Below are 19,986 nucleotides of genomic sequence, written 5' to 3'. Positions count from 1 at the left end.
AACGGCCGACTCATCCGCACCGCGCCGAACACCTACAAGATCACTCTCCCAGATGCCTTGACACCGCAGCTGGGCGCTTAACTTCGTGGCATTGGATGCTCGACGCGGTCCGCTACCTGGTCGCGGGCGGTATCACGTGGCGGTCGATGCCCGCGGACTTCCCCGCGTGGGACCGCGTCTATGCATTCTGGCGACGGTGGCGCGACCAGGGCCTGATCGGCGAACTGCACGACCGGCTGCGCGACCGCGTCCGCCAGATCGAGGGCCGCGATCCGGAGCCGACCGCGGGCGTCATCGACGCGCAGTCGCTCAAGGGGGCGGCGTCGGTTCCGGCCGCCAGCAGGGGGTTTGACGGAGGGAAAAGGATCAACGGACGCAAGCGCCACATCGTGGTGGACACTCTCGGGTTGCTACTGGTCGTGATGGTCACGGCTGCGTCGGTGACCGACCGTGAGGCTGCCGGTGGTCTGCTGGCCCGGCTGCGCGAACGGCACTGGCGGATTGCGCGCGTGTGGGCAGACGGCGGTTACACCGGTCAGCTGGTCGACGTCGTCCGCACCCTCTGGCGGATCGCGCTGACCGTGGTCAAGCGCACCGACGACACCCGCGGGTATACCGTGTTGCCCAAAAGGTGGCTGGTGGAGCGGACGTTCGCGTGGCTGATGCGCTCTCGCCGCCTGGCCCGCGACTACGAGTCCCGCACCGACAGTGCCGAAGCGATGATCCACTGGTCGATGAGCATGGTCATGAGCTGCCGGCTCGCCCGGCTCGGACGCTGAACATCCCCGGACTCTCTTCGGCCAGCCAGCCCCGCGCGACCAGGCGCTTGGCCTTCGACCGCACCCCTTCGACCATCGCCGGCACCGGCGCGAGCCCGAGCGCGACAGCGAGCTGACGGCAGTCCACCGCCTCCCCGTCCCGGCCGGCCAGGATGTCCACGAGCCGCCGGTAGTCCGGCGCCAGCACCGCCGGCTCGAAGCCAGCCCGCCATGCTGGCACCACCGAACCGGGCACCCCACCCCCAACCGGCACAGGCCGTTCGTCGGACGCGGCAACGGGCGCATCCTCACGCCCGCGCGATTCCGCCAAGACCTGGCCCACCGTCTCGCGGGCAGTCACGAATCGCTGCCACGTGGCTTCAGCGTCCCGCAACTCGACCCGCAGGATCTCCACCCTCTGACGAGCAGCACGCTCCCGCTCCTCCAACAGCCCCATCACCGACGGCATCCGGCACCCCACCCGAAAAGACGACACGACACACCATCCCTCCCGCCGAAGCACCGATCTCATGCCTGACCGGCGGAGACGCAGCTACCACCTTCGGAAAGACAACACCTTCTCAGTCTGAGGCAGGGCCCTGGTGCCGACGTTGCGGATCGACTCGGGTGCCGCGGGAATAGACTGCCGCAATCCGGTGCAGGGCGGAGGGATCGCCGATCGGATCGCCCCGTACGACAACGACATCGGCGTCGTACCCCGGCTTCAGCTTGCCCTTGCGGTGGCCGAGACCGCAGACACCGGCGGCGACCGACGTCATACTCCGCAGGATGGCCATCCGGCCCATTCCGTATGCGGCCAGCCGATCCTGCGCGTACGGGAGCACATCGTGCGGTTTGTACGGGCCGATCCCTGCGTCCGTGCCCGCGACGATCACCGCTCCCGCCGCGTGCAGGGCCGCGAAGTTGGCTATGATTTCAGGCATTCTCCGGGATACGGCCGCGGGCACCACCGAGCCAGTTCCGGGTAGCGCTCCGGCGGTGGCGCCGAGCGCGACGCGCTGGGAGACGATCCGCTCGACGAGTTCACGCCCCGGCGCGACGACTCCTTCGGCCGACCAGAAACCGGCGTGTTCCACACCATCCACCCCGGCCTCGATCGCGTCGAGTGCAGCGTCGTAACCGTGGGCGTGCGCGGTCACGGGGATCCCGTGCCGGTGCGCCTCCATGACAGCAGCACGCAGGGCTTCCCGGGCGAACTGTGATTGCTCCGGGAAGCTGGCCGACGTCATCGTGCCGCCGCTGGCCATGATCTTGACGATGTCGACACCACGTTCCACATGGGTACGCACCGCGACCCGGAGTTCGGCGGGGCTGGGCCCGACCTCACCGCCGAGGAAATGACAGTGCCCGGCCACGGTGGTCAGCGGTGGCCCGGCCGCCACGATGGTCGGCAGGTCCGTCGCGCCTCGCAGGGCCAGTGACAGGAAGTTTCGGTCGCCGAGGTCACGCACGGTCGTGATGCCGGCGCGCAATGCTGTCGTGGCCGCGACGCGCATCGCGGCCACGACAGCATCGTCGTCGCGATCGGCGAGTGACTTCACCGGGTCGGGGCTCGCGTCGAAGGCGAGGTGCACGTGGGGATCGATCAGACCGGGAATGAGGGTGGCGCCCGGAAAGTCCACGACGGTCTCTCCAAGCCGCAGATCCGCCGTACGGCCGATTCCGACTATTGTCGTTCCTTCGAGGATCACGACGGGGTCGTCCCACGGCATGACCGTTTCGCCGTCGAACAGCCGTGACGCCCGCAGCACCGTGGTGCCGTGATGTGCGGTTTCGTTCACCATAGACATGTACTTGACCTCAACTAATCGTTTCAGAATGCCGCCCGAAGCCGTCGGAGACAGATGATGGTGCAGGCAAGTTGGGGGAGACCTTGGTGGAGGTCGGCGCGTCGCTCGTAGCGGATGCGGAGTTGTTTGAACTGGTGCAGCCAGGCGAATGTGCGCCGAGCAGGACGACGGGCAGCTGAACACCCCGCGGAACGGCGGCCGCCACCGCCAGTCCTGACGGCGCCTCGGCGCGGGGAGTACGGTCCCGTTCGTCGGACCACGCGTCAAGTTGTGCATACGTGATCTGCTCGGTGTCGCACTCGACGGCGACGGCCGTCGGCCTCATCCTGGACACTTCCCTGATCAGCCCGGGCACTCCGGCAGGGAAGGAAAGGGACGTCCGTCGACCTGCTACCTCGGCTATGGCAGGGTTCAGTTGGGGCCGCACATGTGCTCCACTTGCTTGAAGCTGATTTCAGCGCGAAAGCTATAGAGGGTGCGAAGCGCAACACAAGGGCCTTTAATGACATCCTAACTCGTCTGTCGCGTTCGGAATGGAATGTGCAGGCCGTCACACGTCTCGGCCAACCAGACCGGATGGGTCGATTTGTGGGTATTCGTCAGTCGCAGGTCACAGGCCGACGCGAAGGACGTGATCGTGTGGGACCTGAGTCTCGACTCGACGGTGTGCCATGCCGATCAACATGCGGCTCAGGCCCGGAAACCGAGTGACTGCGGAAGGAACCGCCGGAGGATTCTTCAGCGAACCTGTCCATCACGGGCTGGGACGCTCGCGTGGCGGATGACACCGCCAAGCCTGTCCCGGCCGTCGGACAGGACCGAAAACCCATGCCGATCATGATCACCGCCGGGCAACGCGGCGACTGGCCGCAGATCGAGCCCGACCTGAAGAAGGTGCCTACCTCGTACCGGGCCGGGTCGGACTCGGCCGGCAGCGTGTCCGTCCTGACCGTGTGAGCGCCGACAAGGCGCTCTTTCTGCCCGTCACATCGTGCTTGTCACAGCCGACGTGATCGGTGATCTCGCCCTCCAGGGCCGAGTCCAGCACCCGCCTGGTCAACTGCTGCAACAGCCCGCCCTCACCGGTCAGCTGCAGCCCTTCGGAACGGGCCCGGTCGACGAGCATCGCGACCAACTGATCGTCCGACACCGCCTCCGCAGCCGGCTCGATGACCGGCTCCTCCACGGCCTCGTGCTCGGTGATGGTCTCGCTCATCAGGCATCTCCTTGATCATCGGATTCGCCGCCTATTGGACACTCTCGTAAGTCCGGACCTGCTGGGTCATCGCGAGCGGGGTGGGGTCCGACTCACGGGCCTGGTCAAGTAGTCCCAGATCCCTTGCTCGCCTGCGCTGGTGATCCTGACCGGTGTGTGATCCGGTTGCCGGAACTTGGCGCCCGTTAGTTCTTCGTATGAATGCCGAAGCCGGGCTACCCCGTCGCGCACAGGTACTGCTGAACTTTGTGCCGGGACGGTCCACGCCGAAAAGAAACCGCGTCAGGTCGGCCTCCGACGCCACCGGTCAGGCCGGTGAACTGGACCATCCCTCCCCCGATTCTCGAAGAGAACGCAATGACGACTGTCTATGATCTTGTGGCCGCTCAGGCCGAACGTGTTCCCACCGCCACAGCGGTCATCGCGGGCGAACGCCGGACCAGCTATCAGGAGCTGACGGCCATGGCCGCCCGATTCGCGCAGGGCCTGGCCGAGCCCGCGGCGAACCTGATCGGTGTCTGTCTCCCCCGCGATGAGCGGATGGTCGCGGGGATTCTCGCGGTGTGGCGGGCAGGGTGCGGTTACGTCCCGCTCGACCCGCTAATGCCGTTGTCCCGCCTGAAGGAAATGGTCCAGCTGGCGGCGATCCGGTACGTGTTGACCACCCGCGAGCTGGCCCCCACCTGCGCGGCTACTGGTGCCCAGCCCGTCATCGTCGAGGACCTGAACGACAGCGGCGGCGCCCCTGTCCCAGCGGACGGTCTCGCGTACGTCCTGTTCACGTCCGGCTCCACCGGCGCACCCAAGGGTGTGGCGGTCGAGCACTCCTCAGTGGTCGCCTTCCTTCGGTGGGTGGAACGCACGAGCGATCCCGCGCATCTGCGAGCGGGACTGGCCACTGCATCGCTCAGCTTCGACGCATCGGTCCACCAGATCTTCGGGCCGTTGAGCACCGGAGGTTCCGTAGTCCTGGCCGACGACATCCTCGCCCTGCCGACGCTACCGGCCCGCCACGAGGTCACGATGATCGGCGCGCCGCCTTCCGCGATCGCCGCCCTGCTGGAACAGCCACTGCCCAGCGGGGTGCGCCGGGTGAACCTCGGCGGAGAGGTGGCCACTCGCTCGCTGGTCGATCGTCTGTACGCACAGCCGGGAGTGGAGACCGTCGTCAACGTGTACGGGCCGACCGAGTGCACCGTCTTCTGCGCCACACACGTCATCGGCCGGGCGGAGAAGGGGAACCCGCCCATCGGACAGCCTGTCGCCGTCAGCGAGCTGACCGTCCGCGACGCCGATCAGCGGGTGGTCGACGACGGGACACCTGGCGAGCTGTGGGTGGCAGGACCACTCGTCGCCCGCGGCTATCTCGGCGCGCCGGAGCTGACTGCCGAGCGATTCGTCGAGGACCCCGCCTCCCTGGGTGCGCGGCGCTATCGCACCGGCGACCTCGTCCGCCGCGTCGATGGTGTCCTGCATTACCTCGGCCGCCTGGACGACCAGGTCAAGGTGCGCGGTTTCCGGGTGGAGTTCGGCGAGGTCGAGTCCGCACTGGCCGCGCACCCGGGCGTGCGCAACGCCGTGGCCACCGCCCCGGCGGACCCCCAGGGCGTCCGCACGCTGCACGCCTATGTGGAGGCGCCGGCGGGGACCGCGCCGGTCACCGAGGCCGAGCTTCACGATCACCTGCGCGACAGGCTGCCCGACTACATGGTCCCCGCTCGCATCATGGTGCTGGAGAACCTGCCCCTGAACTCGAGCGGCAAGGCGGACCGGGCAGCACTGCCTCCCATCCCCGCCACCGGCGCCGGCGGCGCCGGCGGCGCCGGTGGCGGCGACGGTGAGCAGCCGCACGGCGCGGTCGAGGAGCAGGTGGCCGCCATCATCGCGGACGTGCTGGGCCTGCCCCGGGTGGGCCGGTCGGACCGGTTCGACGTTCTGGGTGGCCATTCGCTGGCCGCCGCCCGGGTGGTCGCCCGCGTCCGTGCGGAACTGGGCACCGCGGTCCAGCCCGGAGCGTTCCTGACCGAGCCGACCGTGGCGGGCCTGGCGCGCCGGCTGGCTGATGCCGGGACGGCCCTACCACCACCGGTGCGGCATTTCGGCGCCACGAGTGTGCCGTTGACCGACATGCAGCGCCAGATGTGGATGACTCGCCAGGTCAGCGGCTTTCCCGGCGCCACTGCAGAAGCGTTCGCGCTCGGCATCACCGGCCGGGTCGACACGGCCGCCCTGACCGCCGCCCTGAACGCTCTCGTCGTTCGACACGAGGCGCTGCGCACGGTGGTGCGGGTGAACGGGACGGAGGTGACGGGCGAGGTCCGCCCGCCGGCCGGGGTCCCGTTCACCGAGTACGACGCGCAGGCAATGAGCGACGAGGAGATCCACTCCGTCCTCGACGAGACAGCCCGGCAGCCCTTCGCGCTCGACGTCGACGTGCCGCTGCTGCGCGCCGCCTTGGTCCGGACCGCGGAGGAAACGGCCACCCTGGTCATCGCGGTGGACCATATGGCCTTCGACGGCTGGTCCGGCGGCATCCTTCTGCGGGAACTGGCCACGCACCTCTCCGGGGCCGAGCAGTCGATGGCGGAACCAGCCGTGCAGTTGAGTGACGTGGCCCGCTGGGAACAAACGTTGTTCGCCGCGAACGCCACCGCCGATCGGGAGTTCTGGACGAAGGAACTGGCCGGCGCGCGGCCACCGTACGACGTGTCCCGCCGTGCCCGCAACGGTGCTCTGAGCTGCCGGGGAAAGCGCCTGAGCCGTCCGCTCGCACCGGAGACGGTTGACGCGGTGCGCAAGCTGGGTTCACTCAGTGGGCTGAGCCCCTTCGCGGTGTACTTGGCGGCGTTGGACGTGCTGCTCGCCAGGTGGACCGGTACCCGTGACGTTCTCGTCGGGGTGCCGGCGGCGCGACGCGATGTGGTGGAACTCGACCAGGTGGTCGGTCCGTTGATCGCGACCCTGCCCGTCCGGGTACGGTGGGAACCCGAGCAGAGCTTCCGGACGGTGGTGGCAGAGGCGGCGCTGGCGCGCAACCGCTCACTGACGCACCGCGATCTGCCGTCCGCGGCACTGTCGGACGCAGCCGACTCCGCGGGCGTGGTGCGGCCACCGGGAGTCCCGCTGACCCCGGTGGTCCTGTCGGTGCGCCCGTCCGGGATGCCGGTACGCCTGCGGTCAGGTGCCGCGGAGCTCCACGTGCTCGGCGAGCGGGACTCCGGCGCGGCTCCCAACGAAGCCACCTTCCTCGTCAACGACACGATCGCCGGGAGCGAGGTGCAGCTCTGCTACGACGTGGAGCGCTTCGATCAGGCGACCGCCTCGGCGTTGCTCGATGGATTCTGCCAGGTCCTCACCGAGGGCAGCGCGCATCCCGACCGCGTCTGCTCGGCGCTTGCGGTGCCCGTTCCGCCATCGCATGAGCCGGATGCGCTCCTCGGGGCGCAGCGCGAGCCGGCGGGGCGCAAGCGGGTGGAGCCCGCCACCGTGGTGGAGGAGTTTCTGGCGGAAACGTGGGAACAGGTGCTCGGAGTGCAGGGGGTGGCCGCTTCCGACTCCTTCTTCGACTGCGGGGGCAACTCGCTGACCGCGATCCGGGTGACCCGGGAGATCTTCGACGCGTTGGGCGTCGACGTGTCCGTCCGCACCGTGTTCGAGTTTCCGGTGCTGGTCGATCTGGCCACCGTGGTCGAGCAGCGGGCACTCGCCGCGCTGGCGACCGAGGAGGGAGCCGCGCCATGAGCGCGGCCACCGGCACATCCTCCGGCAACGACCAGTAGCGGCCGAGAACACTCGGCAGTTGTCCGGTGGTTGACGGATACGGCATCGCATGGCCGAGGACGCAGACCACTCGGGCTTGCTGCGACCCGTCCTGAGTGCCGTTCCACTGGTTTGGGCTGGTCGAATTCGTCGGACCGGAACCCGATTCAGATGCGCCCTGCTGCGCCTCGCGGCGGGCGCCGCCGTCATGATCAAAATTTGGAGCTACGTTGAATCACTCACGACTTCGGAACCGTGTGCGGGGGCTGCGGTCCGATCTGGTCCCGAGCATTGCCGGTGTGGCCGACGCGACGGGCGGCAGTGTGCTGGGGCGGATCGTCTTCGCCGACAGACCGGCCGAGCCCACCTTGGTCGATGGGATCCCCTGCCTGACCACCCACATGGCGAACGGGAGTGTCGCTCCGGTCGAGGAGGACTGGCAGACCGACCGGCCCGGGCGCTCCGGCAGGTCGGGGGACGCTGTCTATTCCGAGGACGGCGAGTACCTGTTCTACGCCGTACGTCTCGGACCGCAGCCCGTGTACCGGGAGCGTGTACGCGAATTGTACGATGACGCCCTGCGGTTCGTCTGGGAAAGCGGCTATACCCACCTGGTACGCATGTGGAACCTGATCGGCGACATCACCGGCCCGAACGCGGAAGGCGTGGAGATCTACCGCGACTTCTGCGTCGGCCGGGCCGAGGCATTCGCTGCTTGGGCCGAACAGTTCCCGCAGCTGCCGGCCGCCACCGGAATCGGCACGCTCAGTCCCGGCATCGACCTCTGTGTCCTCGCCGCGAAACAGGGCCGGACCGTCCACCTGGAAAATCCGCGGCAGACCCCGGCCTACCGGTACCCGGCGCGGTATGGACCGAAGTCTCCGAGCTTCGCCCGCGCGACGTTCCTGCGGGGGCAGCAGACGGGGAGCGTGTTCGTGTCGGGCACGGCCAGCATCCTGGGTGAGGACACCGTGCACGCGGACGACGTCACACGGCAGACCCTCGAGACCCTCTGCAACATCGACGCACTCGTCGGTCGCGACAATCTGCGCCGGCACGGCGTGGAAGGCCACGGTTACGCCGCGCGGGATCTCGACCAGGTCAAGGTCTACGTCCGCGATCCCGAGCACCTTGCCATCGTTCGCGACATCTGCGCGCAGGTGTTCCGCCCTGACTCCGAGATCGCCTACTTCAACGTCGACGTGTGCCGGCCCGACCTGCTCGTGGAGATCGAGGGGGTGTGCCGGCAACGCCCGGACGGTTCGGACCCGGATGTGCGAGTCGCCGCTGAGCTGATGTCGGATGTCGATGGTGCCGGGGTATCGGGTCGGCAGCCGGGCAGCTCCGAATCGGCCGAGAATGTCGGCGAGTAGGCCGTGGCCGGAGCAGGGTGAGGTGGGCGGCGCGGTGACCGCGGCAGGCTCGACCACTGCGTCCGAGCCGAGCGACTCGGACGAGTTCGACCCGCGATCACACCGCCGCGCTACTGGTGAATTCCTCGATCACGGGAAGGTGTCGGCATGCCACAGATAACGGTCCAGTACCCGGAAGCCCTGGCGGCGGGTTTCGACAGGAGAGGGTTCGCCTTGGCCGCGCACGCTGCGGCCTCCGACCTGATCAGTAGCGCGCTGGGGGGATTCAAGACCCGGTTCGTCGCCCTCGACGAGACTGTTGTCGGCGACGGAAGCCTCCACCACCACATGGTTCACGCAATTGTCGACATCCTGCCAGGCCGTCCCGAGGAGCTGAAGGAACGCTTGGGAAAACTGATACTGGGCCTGCTCAAGGAGCACCTCACGATCCCCAGCGCATACTCCGTCCAAGTAACCACTGAGATTCGGGAACTGCAGGGGTATTACCAGCTCGTTCTCCCCTGATCTCCGTCATGGGCGGGACTGTATGCGCCAGGGTCCAGAGGTCGTCAGGCTTCAACGGCGGATAAGTGAGACAATCGTTTTCCCTCACTCCGAGGGGCGATATTAGATATTATGGATACCATGCTGCACTGTACTGAATGTGATTACGAGTACGATCTGGCGTTGGCCGATAAAGTGTCGGTGCTGACCCACCACTATGTCTCCGAATACGTGGAACTGTTGCGCGCCGACCCTGTCGTACTCCGACGACGCGCCGCACCTCAGCTCTGGAGTCCCCTCGAGTACGCCTGTCACATGCGCGATGTGCTGTTCGTTCAGCGAGAACGGCTACTTGCCGCGCGACGCAGCGACTCGCCGGTCACCGAGCCGATGGGGCGGGACGAGCGGGTCGAACACGACGGATACATTCAGCAGGAACCAGCCGATGTCGCCCGTCAACTGCACGACGCGGCCCTGCTGTTCACCCACGGACTCGACCAGCTCGGACCCGCGGACTGGGAACGCACTCTGAGCGTCCCCTACCCCGAGATGGCCGTGCGATCCCTGCGTTGGTTCGCAGTGCACACGCTGCACGAGTTGCGGCATCACCGGCTCGATATTCGCCGCCAGCTGGAACACGCGTAGGCGGCTCCATCCCGTCATCGCCGGAATCCGAGACGACGAACTCGCCGATGAGGCGATCCACAAGCGGTTCCGGCGACCGAGTGAGGTTTTCTCAACGAAGATCATTTCCAGATTCCGTTGAGGACGAGTGCGGTGCGGGGCGATGTCGCCGATCCGGCTGGGGCTGAGGGAGACGTGCTTGAGTGCGCGCCAGCGGTCTTTGAGTTCGGCTGCTGCGCGTTCGCCGAGGGCGCGCAGGTCTCTGATCAGGGTGTTGGTGGTGCGGGTGTCGGCGTGGAGGGCCTGTTCGGACTGGCCCTTGGGGCGTCGGACTGGGACGTGTACGCCGATGCCGGCGCCGATGTAGCCCTTGTCGGCGAGTGTCGGCAGGCCGTCGGCGGCGGCCTTGTACAGGGCGGGCAGTGCGTGGATACGGGCGGCGGTGATGTCGGGCGTGGAGCCGGGCTCGACGTCGGAGACCCACAGCGGGGTGCCGTCCAGGGCGGACAGGAACTGCACGTTCCCGCCGAATGCCTTGTGTTTCTGGCTGAACCACAGGTCGTTCCCGTTGTCGCGGACACCGGCCAGGCGGTTGGACTCGATGAGCGTGCCGTCCAGGATCACGTGCGGCATGCCTTCCTGCCGGCAGCGGTCCAAGACGTCGTGCAGGCCGGGGGCTTGGTAAGCCGGCCGCCGCAGGCTCGTCGAGGTCGTCCGGGGCAGGTTCATGAGCTGCTGACTCGTGACGAGGAAGTGCCGTTCGTGCCCGTCGGCGCCGGCGTGGTCCAGGAGGTATCGGGACTCGTCGGCGTTGGCGTTGTACGAGACCGCCCGCGCCCGTGTGAGCGCGACGACGGAATCGAGGGCGTCATGCCGCGCGATACGCAACTGCTCGCGTTGGCTGGAGATCTCGACGAGCCCGGTGACCAGCACAACGAGCACGAGGGCGCTGGCGGCTGCCGCACCGGGGTTGATCACGCGACGGAAACGCGAGAACGGGTAGAGCCGCAGTGTGGTCAGAAGCGCCAGCAGTACGAGTGTGGTCAGGAGGGAGGTGATGCGGATGACGGACTGGGGGCCCGAGCTGTCCTGATAGGTGCGCTCGAAGGCGGCGTCGTTGACGGTGACCAGGCGATCGGCCTCCGGCAGCAGATGCGTGCGCATGAGGTTCGAGGCGGAGTTGTACGTGGCCACCGCCGCCAGGCGGTGGCCCTGCTCGCCGAGGAGCAGGGCGCGGGCAGCCCGTTCCTCGTAGGCGCCGAGGTCGCTGATGGCCTCGGCACGCCGCTGGTCGTGGAGTGCGGAGGCCTCAGTCTGCTAAACCCCGGCATCAGCCGGTTGGCGAGCTGGGCGTCCATGTCGTTGAGGGTGAAGTACAGGCCCGTGGCACTGGTCACCTGAGGCGCGGAGTGGTGACGTATGTCCGACCACGATCCGCTCAGCGTGATGCCGCCCGCCGTGAGGATGCCTGCCAGTCCGGCCGCAGTCGCGAATAACACGGCAGGCAGCAGTCGAAGCCGGGAGGGGACGGTGCCGGAGTGGTGGCGGGACGGCTGCGATCGCCCCGGGGGAGTGGTCGGAGATGACGGAAAGGGGCGTGACCTGTCGGGGCCGTCGGGATTCGACGGCACTTCCGGCCCGTTTTCCGGACCTGAAGAAGGGGTTTTTGATGTGTGGCAACGGCGACCGTGTCCGGCATCGCGCTGTGCCTCCCCTTCGCGCCCCCGGAGAGGATTGGCGCCACTCTGCCTCGCGAACCATCACTGTCGCGCTGTGCCGGCGGGCGCGGAGTTTCAATGACGAGGCCTGGACGCCGGGCCGGGCGAGCGTGACGAATTCCTGATGCCCCGTGACGTGCGTCACCGATGTCGTCAGAATGGCGTCAGCAGCGCGGCCCGCGGCACCAGGGATGCGGAACGACACGGGAGAGCCGTGCGGTTCCGCCTTCGCGCGCGTGACGAAGACCACCGACTCCGCACCGTCGACGACCACCTACACCGACGACACCGCCAAGGACCCCCGCGGTCCGGAACCTCCCGCACCGACTCCGTCGCCGGCGCCTTCTCCGCGACCTACGACGCGGACAGCGACCTCGCCACCCAGAGCCTCAGCCATGGTGCTCCTCCTCCGCGCGGGCCGCCGTGTCGCGGGCCAGGCGCGGTACGGCGGACGAACCCACACCCGCATGCCGACGCCGGGAAGCGGTGTCCGCCCGGACCTGTCGTCAGGGCGCCATCAAAAATGAGAGCGGCCTCAGGTGATGGCCGCGGCGGATCGCCGTCACCGGCCCGCGGGGTGCCCGGGCCCCGGTCCTCCGGATCGGACCCACCCGATTCCCACTTCTTTCGAGAGGCACGGCTCAGGGCGGCCGGGGCGTACGGCCCCGATCGCCCAGTCGGCCCTCATGGATCGGTTGCCCCCTGTCGGTGCAACGGCTGTCTTCCTGACTCACCACATCTGCCGCCACGCCCGTCGCACTTCCCGGCGCATTCAGGTGAACACGGGCAAGAGGTCTGAAAAGCACGGTCGTTAAGGTCTCATCAGCACCTCTATGGCGTTCGACCGGCTGTTCCTAGTGTGACTCGCGGCCCTGTCCGGGCGAGAGGAGCAGAGGACGTGCAACACAATTCGGGTGCCGGATCCGTGGAACTCGCGGGACCCAAGGTCATGAGGGACTGTCCGACCGGCTTGCCAGGTCTGATCAGGGACGTGGCGGAGCGGCACCCGGACCGCCCGGCCGTCCGGTCCGGGGTGGACGTCCTCACCTATCGGCAGCTCGACGCGTGGTCGGACGCCATCGGCCGGACCCTGCGTGACCGGGCTCCGGAGGGCGTGCCGGTGGTGGTGGCCGTGCCCCGCAGCAACGGGCTGCTCGCGGCGCTGCTGGGCGTCCTGAAGGCCGGGTTGCCCTACCTGCCCGTCGACCCGAACGATCCGCCGGCCCGGCTGGCCGCCGTCCTGGAGACCGCGGGCAGCCGGGTGGCGCTCGTCGGCGGTCAGGCAGGACCGGTCCTGGCCGAGCACGGACTGCGCACGGTCGAGGTCGACGTATCACGTGTCGCGGTGGAATCCGGCGGCCCCGGGTTCGTGGCGGATCCGCTGCCGCAGGTGGCCGACGACCAGCCTGTGTACGTTCTGTTCACCTCCGGCTCCACGGGCGCGCCCAAGGGCGTCGTGCTGCCGAGCCTGGCGCTGTGCAACCGGCTGCTGTGGATGCGCGACACCTACGGCATCAGGCCGGAGGACCGGATCCTGCAGAAGACCCCGGTCACCTTCGACGTCTCCGGCTGGGAGCTGTGGCTGCCGCTGATCTCCGGGGCCACCTGCGTCTTCCTGCCGCCGGAGGAGCACCGCGACCCGGCTCTGGTGGCGCGCGCCGTCCAGGACCACCGGATCACCGTGTGCCACTTCGTGCCGTCGATGCTCCGCGAGTTCCTGCGCGGGCCCGCCGCGCAGGACTGCACCTCGCTGCGACATGTCTTCTGCAGCGGCGAGGCCCTGCCCGTCGCCGTGGCGCGCGACTTCACGGCGAGCCTGCCCGCCCGGTTGCACAACCTGTACGGCCCCACTGAGGCGGCAATCGACGTCACGCACTGGACCTGTCCGCAAGAGGCCGCCGACGTCGACCGGGTCCTCATCGGGCTGCCTGTCGACAACTGTGTCCTCGGCGTCTTCGGCGGCGACGGCGAGCCGGTCCCCACCGGGGAGGAAGGCGAACTGCGCATCGGCGGCATGCCATTGGCCCTGGGCTACCTCAACCGGCCGGACCTGACGGAGTGGGCCTTCGTCCCCGCGGACGCCGACGCGTCGGTACCCGTCTGGTACCGCACCGGAGACCGGGTGCGCGTGGTGGACGGCGGCCTCGAGTACCTGGGCCGCGTCGACGACCAGGTGAAGATCCGCGGCCAGCGCATAGAACCGCAGGAGGTCGAACACCACCTGAACGGTCACCCCGAGGTGGCCGAGGGCACCGTGGTGGCGGCCGAGGTGGGTGAGGACGTGGAACTGGTGGCCTGGGTCCGTCCCACCGCCGACGGCGCCGGGACGCCGGCCGGGGACGGGCTGCCCCGCAGGCTCCGCGAGCACATGGCCGACCGGGTACCGCCCCCCTACGTGCCGACCCGCTTCCTCATCGCCGCCGAACTCCCCCTCAGCAGCAGCGGCAAGCGGGACCGCAAACTCCTGCGGCAGCGAGCCGAGGAGCAGTTGAACGCGCAGCGGTCCGCGTCACGGTCCGGCCGGATGGACGGCGGACGGCCGCTGCTGCAGCGCCTGATGCGCGAACGCTCCGGCCGGACGGGCGCCTCCGCCGAGCAGGACGACCCGGACGCCGTGGCGTCGATCTGGTACGAGGTCCTCCCACAGGCCTCTGAGGTAGGCGATCCGCAGGCCCGCTTCGTGGCGCTCGGCGGGCACAGCCTGCTGGGCGCACGCGTGGCCGCCGAGATCCACAACCCGCTCGGGGTCTCCCTGCCGCCCCTCGACGCGGAAGGCGGTGCCCGATGACGACGTCCCCCGTCCACTCGCCGGGCACCGACCAGGACCGGCTGCGCGCCCTGCTGGCCACTCGGGCCGCCGCCGCCCGGCAGGGCGCCCCCCGCGACGACGGCGCCCCCGCGCCGCTCAGCACGGCCCAGGAACGCCTGTGGTTCCAGGCGCAGTTGGAGCCCGACAGTCCGGCCTATCTGGTACCCGTGCTGCTGCGGCTGCGCGGCCCCCTTGAGCGGGAGGCCCTGCTCGGAGCAGTGCGCGACCTCGCCGAGCGGCACCGGGTGCTGCGCGGCGTCGTGGACGCCTCCGGTCCAAGGCCCCTGCTGCGGACCCGCGCCGTCGCCGACGTTCCCGTGGAGGACGTCGACCTCACCGCCCACCCCGATCCCGACGAGGAACTGGACCGCCAGGTGCGCGAACGCGTCCGCCGGCCGATCTCGCCGGAACACGAGTGCCCCCTGAAGGCCGCCTGCTTCACCGTGGGCGAGCGGGACCATGCGCTGCTGCTGGTCGTCCATCACATCGCCACCGACGCGTGGTCCAACGGCCTGATGATCGACGACCTGGCCGCGCTGTACGCCGCCCGACGCGGACTCGGTCCTGTACCGCAGGCGGCACCCCAGTACGCGGACGTCGCCGACCGGCTGCCCGCGGAACTGGAGGACGCCCGCCTGGACTGGTGGGAGGAGCGGCTGTCCGGCTGCGGTGCGGGACTCGACCTGCCCGCCGACCGTCCGCACCGTCCGGTCCCCTCCGACCTGGGCGGCGCGGTGCCGCTGGTTTTCTCCGCCGAACTCCACGCGCGGCTGCGTGCACTGGCCTCGTCGTCCGGCTGCACACCCTTCATGGTGCTGCTCGCGACCTGGCAGACCCTGCTTGCCCGCGTATCGGGCAGCGCGGACATTCCCGTCGGCGTCCCGGACGGCGGCCGACGCACCCCCGGCAGCGACCGGGCGGTGGGCCTGTTCGTCAACACCGTGGTGATGCGCACCGATCTGTCCGGCGACCCTTCCGGGCGGACGCTGCTGGAGCGGGTGCGGAGCACCGTCCTGGACGCCATCGGCAACGGCAACGTGCCGTTCGAGCGGGTGGTGGAACGGGTGCGCCCGGACCGCGCGGCAGGCGCCAACCCCCTGTTCGACACCATGGCCAACCTCTACCGCCGGCCCGACGTCAGCGAACTCTTCGCGGGCCTCACCACGGAGTTCCGCGAGGTGCCGACCGGTTCGGTCAAGGCCGACCTCGCCCTCCAGCTCTTCGAGCGGGAGTCCGATGGCACCCTCAGCGGCGTCCTGGAGTACCGGGCCGAGCGCTTCGAGCGCGACAGCGCCGAACGGCTCGCCGACTGGTACCTGCGGCTGCTCGACGCGCTGCTGGCCGACCCCGACGCCCCCGTGGGCGCCCTCGCGCTCGACGAGCCCGGCGCCGGCGTCGTCCACGGTCCGGTCCGGCGCTTCCCGCTGGACCGCCCCGTGCACGCCCTGATCGAGGACTGGGCGGACCGCACTCCCGACAGCGTGGCGGTGGTGGCCGCCGAGGGCTCGCTGACCTATGCCGAGTTGGACCGCCGGGCCAACCGCGTGGCCCACCGGCTGCTGGCGACCGGAGTCCGACCCCAGGACCCGGTCGCCGTCCTCGCCGAACGCGGTCTCGACCTGGCGGTCGCCGTCCTCGGAACCCTCAAGGCGGGAGCGGCCTTCGTACCGCTGGAGCCGTCCTACCCGGACCAGCGGCTGGCGGCCACGCTGGCGGCGTCCGGCAGCAGGCACCTGCTCGTCCAGGACGAACTCACCGGACGCGCCGCCGCCCCCCGGCTCACCGTGATCGGTGAGACCGCCGCCGACACGACGCTTCCGGACACCAGGCCGGACACCAGGACCTCCCCGGACGACCTCGCGTACGTCATCTTTACCTCGGGTTCCACCGGCACACCCAAGGGAGTCGCCGTCGAGCACCGCAGCCTCGTGCACTACGCCCACGGCGGCCTGGAACGCGTCGACGGCTACGGCCGCTCCTTCGCCCTGCTGTCCACCGCCGCCGCCGACCTCGGCTACCTGTCGGTCTTCGGCGCCCTGATCAGCGGCGGCACCCTGCACCTCGTCGACCGCGAGACCGCGACCGACCCGCAACGGCTCGCCGCCTACTTCACCGCGCACCCGGTCGACGTGGTCAAGATGGTGCCCAGCCACATCGAACTCCTCGCCGCCCACGGCGACCTGGCGGCCGTCCTGCCGCGTCGCACCCTGGTACTGGCGGGCGAGCCCTGCCCGTGGGAACTGGCCGACCGCATCTGCGCTGCCCGCCCCGACCTGGTCCTGCACAACCACTACGGCCCCACCGAGACCACCGTCTCGGTTCTCGGCTGCGACCTCGGCCAGGTCGACCCGGACCGGCGCGGAGGACCGGTGGCCCCGCTCGGCACGCCCTTCCCCAACGCCGTCTGCTACGTCGTGGACCCGGCAGGTCGGCCGCTGCCGCCCACCGTCCCGGGCGAACTCCTCATCGCGGGCCCCGGCGTGTCCCGCGGCTACCTCGGCAACGCCCAGGCCACGGAGCGGGCCTTCGTCCCGGATCCGCTGGACGGCACCCGCCGCTGCTACCGCACCGGTGACCGCGTCCGCGTGCGAGCCGACGGCCTCATCGAGTTCCTCGGCCGCCTCGACGACCAGGTCAAGGTCCGCGGCTACCGCGTCGAACTCGGCGAGGTCGCCGCCGCCTGCCGCGCCCTGCCCGGCGTACGCGAGGCCGTCGTCCTGGCCGTCGGCGCGGGCAACCAGCGCCACCTTGCGGCCTGGCTCGTACCCGCCGGCGACGAGCCGCTGGACATCAAGGCCGCCCGCACCGCGCTGCGCGCCGACCTGCCGAGCCACATGGTGCCCACAGCGCTGACGGCGATCCCCGCCGTCCCGCTGACCCCCAACGGAAAGGTGGACCGCGCCGCTCTGCCCCAGCCGTCGGCGCAGGCCGCGGCGGAGCGGGTCACGCCGCGCACGGAGACCGAGCGTCGCATCGCCGCCGTCTGGCAGGAGGTGCTGGAACTTCCCGACGCCGACCTGGACGTCGACGAGGACTTCTTCGCCCTCGGCGGCGACTCGTTCCGCGCCCTGCGGGCCGCTCGCGCCATCGACTTGGACCTGCGGGTCATCGACCTGTTCACCCGCCCCACCGTGCGCGACCTGGCGCTCTTCCTGGACGGGCCGGCCGAGCGCGACACCCGGCTGCTCCAGCGACTTGCCGGACCGGCGCAGGGGACCGCCGTCGGCCTCACCGTGCTCTGCGTCCCGTACGCGGGCGGCTCCGCCGCCTCCTACGGACCGCTCGCCGCCGAGCTGGCGGCGCGTCACCCCGACGCGGAGGTCCTCGCCCTGGAGCCGCCGGGGCACGACCCGGCCCGTCCGGACGAGGTCATGCCGAGCCTCGCCGAGCTGATCGACGGCTGCCGGGACGAACTCGCCGGACGCGCAGGCCCGGTACTGGTGTACGGGCACTGCGTGGGCACGGCCACAGCGGTCGGCCTCGCCCTGGAACTCGAGGCGCGCGGCACCGAACTGGCCGGCGTCGTCCTCGGCGCGTCCTTCCCGACGGCCCGCCTCCCCGGGCGTCTCTCCTCCCTGGTGGACCGCTGGTTCCCCAGCGACCGCTGGACGTCCGACCGGGCCTACCGCGAAGTCCTCTCCGCCCTCGGCGGCCAGTTGGAGGAGGCCACCGAGGAGGCCGTGATCCGCGGCGTGCGGCACGACGTGCGCCAGGCCGTGGACTGGTTCAGCGCCCGGCTCGGGGCCCCTGAGGCGGCACGGCTGCGCACGCCCGTGCTGTGCGTCATCGGCGACCGCGACCGCACCACGGAACTGTCCGAGGAGCGGCACGCCGAGTGGTACGCCTTCGCCGACCGGGTCGACCTGGCCCGGATCCCCGACGCCGGCCACTACTTCGTCAAGCACCAGGCGGGCGAGCTCGCGGACCTCATCTCCGGACGCATCACGGACCGCCCGGCCGCCGACACCGCACCCGGAAGTACGCCGACCGCCGCCCCGGCACGTCCCGGCCGGCCTGCCGCTCAGGACCTGCGCGACCTCAGGAGATTCGGCCTGCTGGCGCTGAGCCAGACGATCCTGCTCACGGGCGCGAGCCTGACCGCCTTCGGCCTTGGCGTCTGGGTCTACCAGCGCACCCACAACGTCGCCTACTACTCGATGATCACGATGCTGGCCCTGCTGCCCGCCGTGCTCGCCGCCCCCTTCGGCGGCGCCGTGGCCGACCGGTACGAGCGGCGCAAGGTCATGCTGGCCTGCACAGCCGTCTACGGCACCGCGCTGGCGGCGCTCACAGCGGTCGCGGCAGCAGGCGCGCTCCAGGTGTGGCAGATCGCCCTCTTCGCCGGGTTGACATCGCTCACCGCGGCGTTCCAGCGCCCCGCCTACCTCGCGGCCGTCGCCCAGCTCGTGCCGAAGCCCTACCTGACGCAGGCCAACGGCGTGGCCCAACTCGGCACCGCGCTGAGCACGCTCATCGCACCCGTCCTCGGCGGAGCGCTGATCACCCTGGCCGGTCTCAGCGGCGTGATCGCCCTGGACCTCGTGGGCCTCGCGGGCGGCGCGGCGGTCCTGCTGGCCGTGCGCTTCCCCGACCGCCTCTTCCGCAAGCGACGGGAGACCTTCGGCTCCGCCATCACCGGCGGATGGCGCTTCATCGTGCGCCGCAGACCGATGGTGGCGATGGTGGTCTTCTTCGTGGTGGTCAACTACATCACCGCCACGACCACCGTGCTCACCGCCCCGCTCGTGCTGTCCTTCAGCACCCCGGCCGTCCTCGGACTGGTGACCGCCGCCGGCGGCCTGGGCGCGGCGGTCGGCGGCCTGGCCATGGCCTTCTGGGGCGGCACCCGCCGGCGCGCCGACGGCATGATCGCCACCACGGTCGGCATGGGCCTGGCCACCGCCCTGATCGGCCTGCGGCCGGCACCCGTGCTGATGGGCATCGGCCTGTTCCTGTGGTGGGCACTGAACGCCGTGCTCAACGCGCACTGGCTGGCGATCATCCAGGCCAAGGTCGGCCTGGAACTCCAGGGCCGGGTCGTGGCGACCAACCAGATGCTGGCCACTGCCATGATGCCGCTCGGCTTCCTGCTGACCCCGGTGCTCAACGAGCACGTCTTCGGGCCCCTGGTCAGCGGGAACCACGTGTTCCAGGCGGTGCTGGGCGACGGGCCGAGCCGCGGCATGGGCCTACTCATGATCACCGGCGGCCTCCTGCTGTCCTGCTGGGGCGTCCTCGGGCTGCGTTACCGCCCGCTGCGGCGCATCGAGGACAGGCTGCCGGACGTCCCCACCGGCAGCGTCATCTCCGAGGACCTCGACGTCCTGCAGGGCCAGGCGGACGCCCTTCAGGACGAGGCGGATGCGGCGCTGCTCAGCCCAGCAGGCGGGGGCGCAGCACGGCGGTGACGGCGTCGACGACCGGGGCCCACCCTT

At 70.0% G+C, this 19,986-nt stretch carries 10 protein-coding genes and 2 pseudogenes; 7 read left to right on the top strand and 5 right to left on the bottom strand.

All coding sequences use genetic code 11. The features are described 5' to 3' along the window. The coding region (locus ACIP98_RS26350) for an IS5 family transposase (protein ID WP_401978231.1) at window positions 1-779 on the top strand (779 nt) is incomplete at its 5' end. Here ACIP98_RS26350 and ACIP98_RS26345 read toward each other — a convergent pair. The 4 genes and pseudogenes from ACIP98_RS26345 to ACIP98_RS26330 form a co-directional block, all read right to left on the bottom strand. Further along, window positions 745-1,227 carry a hypothetical protein gene (locus ACIP98_RS26345; protein ID WP_401978229.1) on the bottom strand — a complete coding sequence of 161 codons (483 nt, stop codon included), beginning with the start codon at window positions 1,225-1,227 and terminating at the stop codon, window positions 745-747. The two genes, ACIP98_RS26350 and ACIP98_RS26345, sit on opposite strands and share 35 nt — an antisense overlap. 112 nt (window positions 1,228-1,339) lie before the next feature. Then, window positions 1,340-2,569 carry an amidohydrolase family protein gene (locus ACIP98_RS26340; RefSeq protein ID WP_401978226.1) on the bottom strand — a complete coding sequence of 410 codons (1,230 nt, stop codon included), beginning with the start codon at window positions 2,567-2,569 and terminating at the stop codon, window positions 1,340-1,342. 23 nt (window positions 2,570-2,592) lie between these two features. Continuing rightward, window positions 2,593-2,724: pseudogene (locus ACIP98_RS26335) on the bottom strand (IS5/IS1182 family transposase); the annotation flags it as partial. A gap of 743 nt (window positions 2,725-3,467) precedes the next feature. Further along, entirely contained in the window at window positions 3,468-3,785 is a 318-nt protein-coding gene (locus ACIP98_RS26330; protein ID WP_401978223.1) for a hypothetical protein, read from the bottom strand. A 357-nt stretch (window positions 3,786-4,142) separates the two neighbouring features. Here ACIP98_RS26330 and ACIP98_RS26325 point away from each other — a divergent pair, with 357 nt between their 5' ends. The 4 genes from ACIP98_RS26325 (at window position 4,143) to ACIP98_RS26310 (ending at window position 10,045) form a co-directional block, all read left to right on the top strand. Next, window positions 4,143-7,526: an amino acid adenylation domain-containing protein gene (locus ACIP98_RS26325; RefSeq protein WP_401978220.1), complete on the top strand. Its 3,384-nt coding sequence runs from the start codon at window positions 4,143-4,145 to the stop codon at window positions 7,524-7,526. 317 nt (window positions 7,527-7,843) lie between these two features. Continuing rightward, window positions 7,844-8,917, top strand: coding sequence for an FkbO/Hyg5 family chorismatase (locus ACIP98_RS26320; RefSeq protein WP_401978218.1), 1,074 nt, complete (start codon window positions 7,844-7,846; stop codon window positions 8,915-8,917). Window positions 8,918-9,064: 147 nt separating this feature from the next. Beyond that, window positions 9,065-9,421, top strand: a complete 357-nt coding sequence (locus tag ACIP98_RS26315) for an isomerase (RefSeq protein WP_401978215.1) — start codon at window positions 9,065-9,067, stop codon at window positions 9,419-9,421. Between the two features lie 111 nt (window positions 9,422-9,532). Continuing rightward, entirely contained in the window at window positions 9,533-10,045 is a 513-nt protein-coding gene (locus ACIP98_RS26310; RefSeq protein ID WP_401978213.1) for a DinB family protein, read from the top strand. 141 nt (window positions 10,046-10,186) lie between these two features. On the opposite strand, the pseudogene ACIP98_RS26305 reads toward ACIP98_RS26310, so the two are convergent. Next, window positions 10,187-11,089: pseudogene (locus tag ACIP98_RS26305) on the bottom strand (transposase family protein); the annotation flags it as partial. A 1,644-nt stretch (window positions 11,090-12,733) separates the two neighbouring features. Between ACIP98_RS26305 and ACIP98_RS26300 the strand changes: the two are divergent. Both ACIP98_RS26300 and ACIP98_RS26295 read left to right on the top strand, forming a co-directional pair. After that, complete coding sequence (locus tag ACIP98_RS26300; RefSeq protein ID WP_401978211.1) at window positions 12,734-14,530, top strand: non-ribosomal peptide synthetase; 1,797 nt, start codon at window positions 12,734-12,736, stop codon at window positions 14,528-14,530. Beyond that, window positions 14,527-19,959 (top strand): amino acid adenylation domain-containing protein, encoded by a 5,433-nt coding sequence (locus tag ACIP98_RS26295; protein ID WP_401978209.1) that lies wholly within the window; start codon window positions 14,527-14,529, stop codon window positions 19,957-19,959. The genes ACIP98_RS26300 and ACIP98_RS26295 overlap by 4 nt, the downstream gene beginning before the upstream one ends. The last annotated feature ends 27 nt before the right edge of the window (window positions 19,960-19,986 follow it).

The organism is Streptomyces sp. NPDC088354 (assembly GCF_044753585.1).
Taxonomy (GTDB): Bacteria; Actinomycetota; Actinomycetes; order Streptomycetales; family Streptomycetaceae; genus Actinacidiphila.
Note: the sequence above shows the minus strand (reverse complement) of the source record. Positions and strands in the feature narration are given on the sequence as shown.

Bases quoted from the DNA above. Each gene is read 5' to 3' on its own strand.
- ACIP98_RS26345 (WP_401978229.1), bottom strand. From the start codon at position 1,227: ATGCCGTCGGTGATGGGGCTGTTGGAGGAGCGGGAGCGTGCTGCTCGT.
- ACIP98_RS26340 (WP_401978226.1), bottom strand. From the start codon at position 2,569: ATGTCTATGGTGAACGAAACCGCACATCACGGCACCACGGTGCTGCGG.
- ACIP98_RS26330 (WP_401978223.1), bottom strand. From the start codon at position 3,785: ATGAGCGAGACCATCACCGAGCACGAGGCCGTGGAGGAGCCGGTCATC.
- ACIP98_RS26325 (WP_401978220.1), top strand. From the start codon at position 4,143: ATGACGACTGTCTATGATCTTGTGGCCGCTCAGGCCGAACGTGTTCCC.
- ACIP98_RS26315 (WP_401978215.1), top strand. From the start codon at position 9,065: ATGCCACAGATAACGGTCCAGTACCCGGAAGCCCTGGCGGCGGGTTTC.
- ACIP98_RS26310 (WP_401978213.1), top strand. From the start codon at position 9,533: ATGGATACCATGCTGCACTGTACTGAATGTGATTACGAGTACGATCTG.
- ACIP98_RS26295 (WP_401978209.1), top strand. From the start codon at position 14,527: ATGACGACGTCCCCCGTCCACTCGCCGGGCACCGACCAGGACCGGCTG.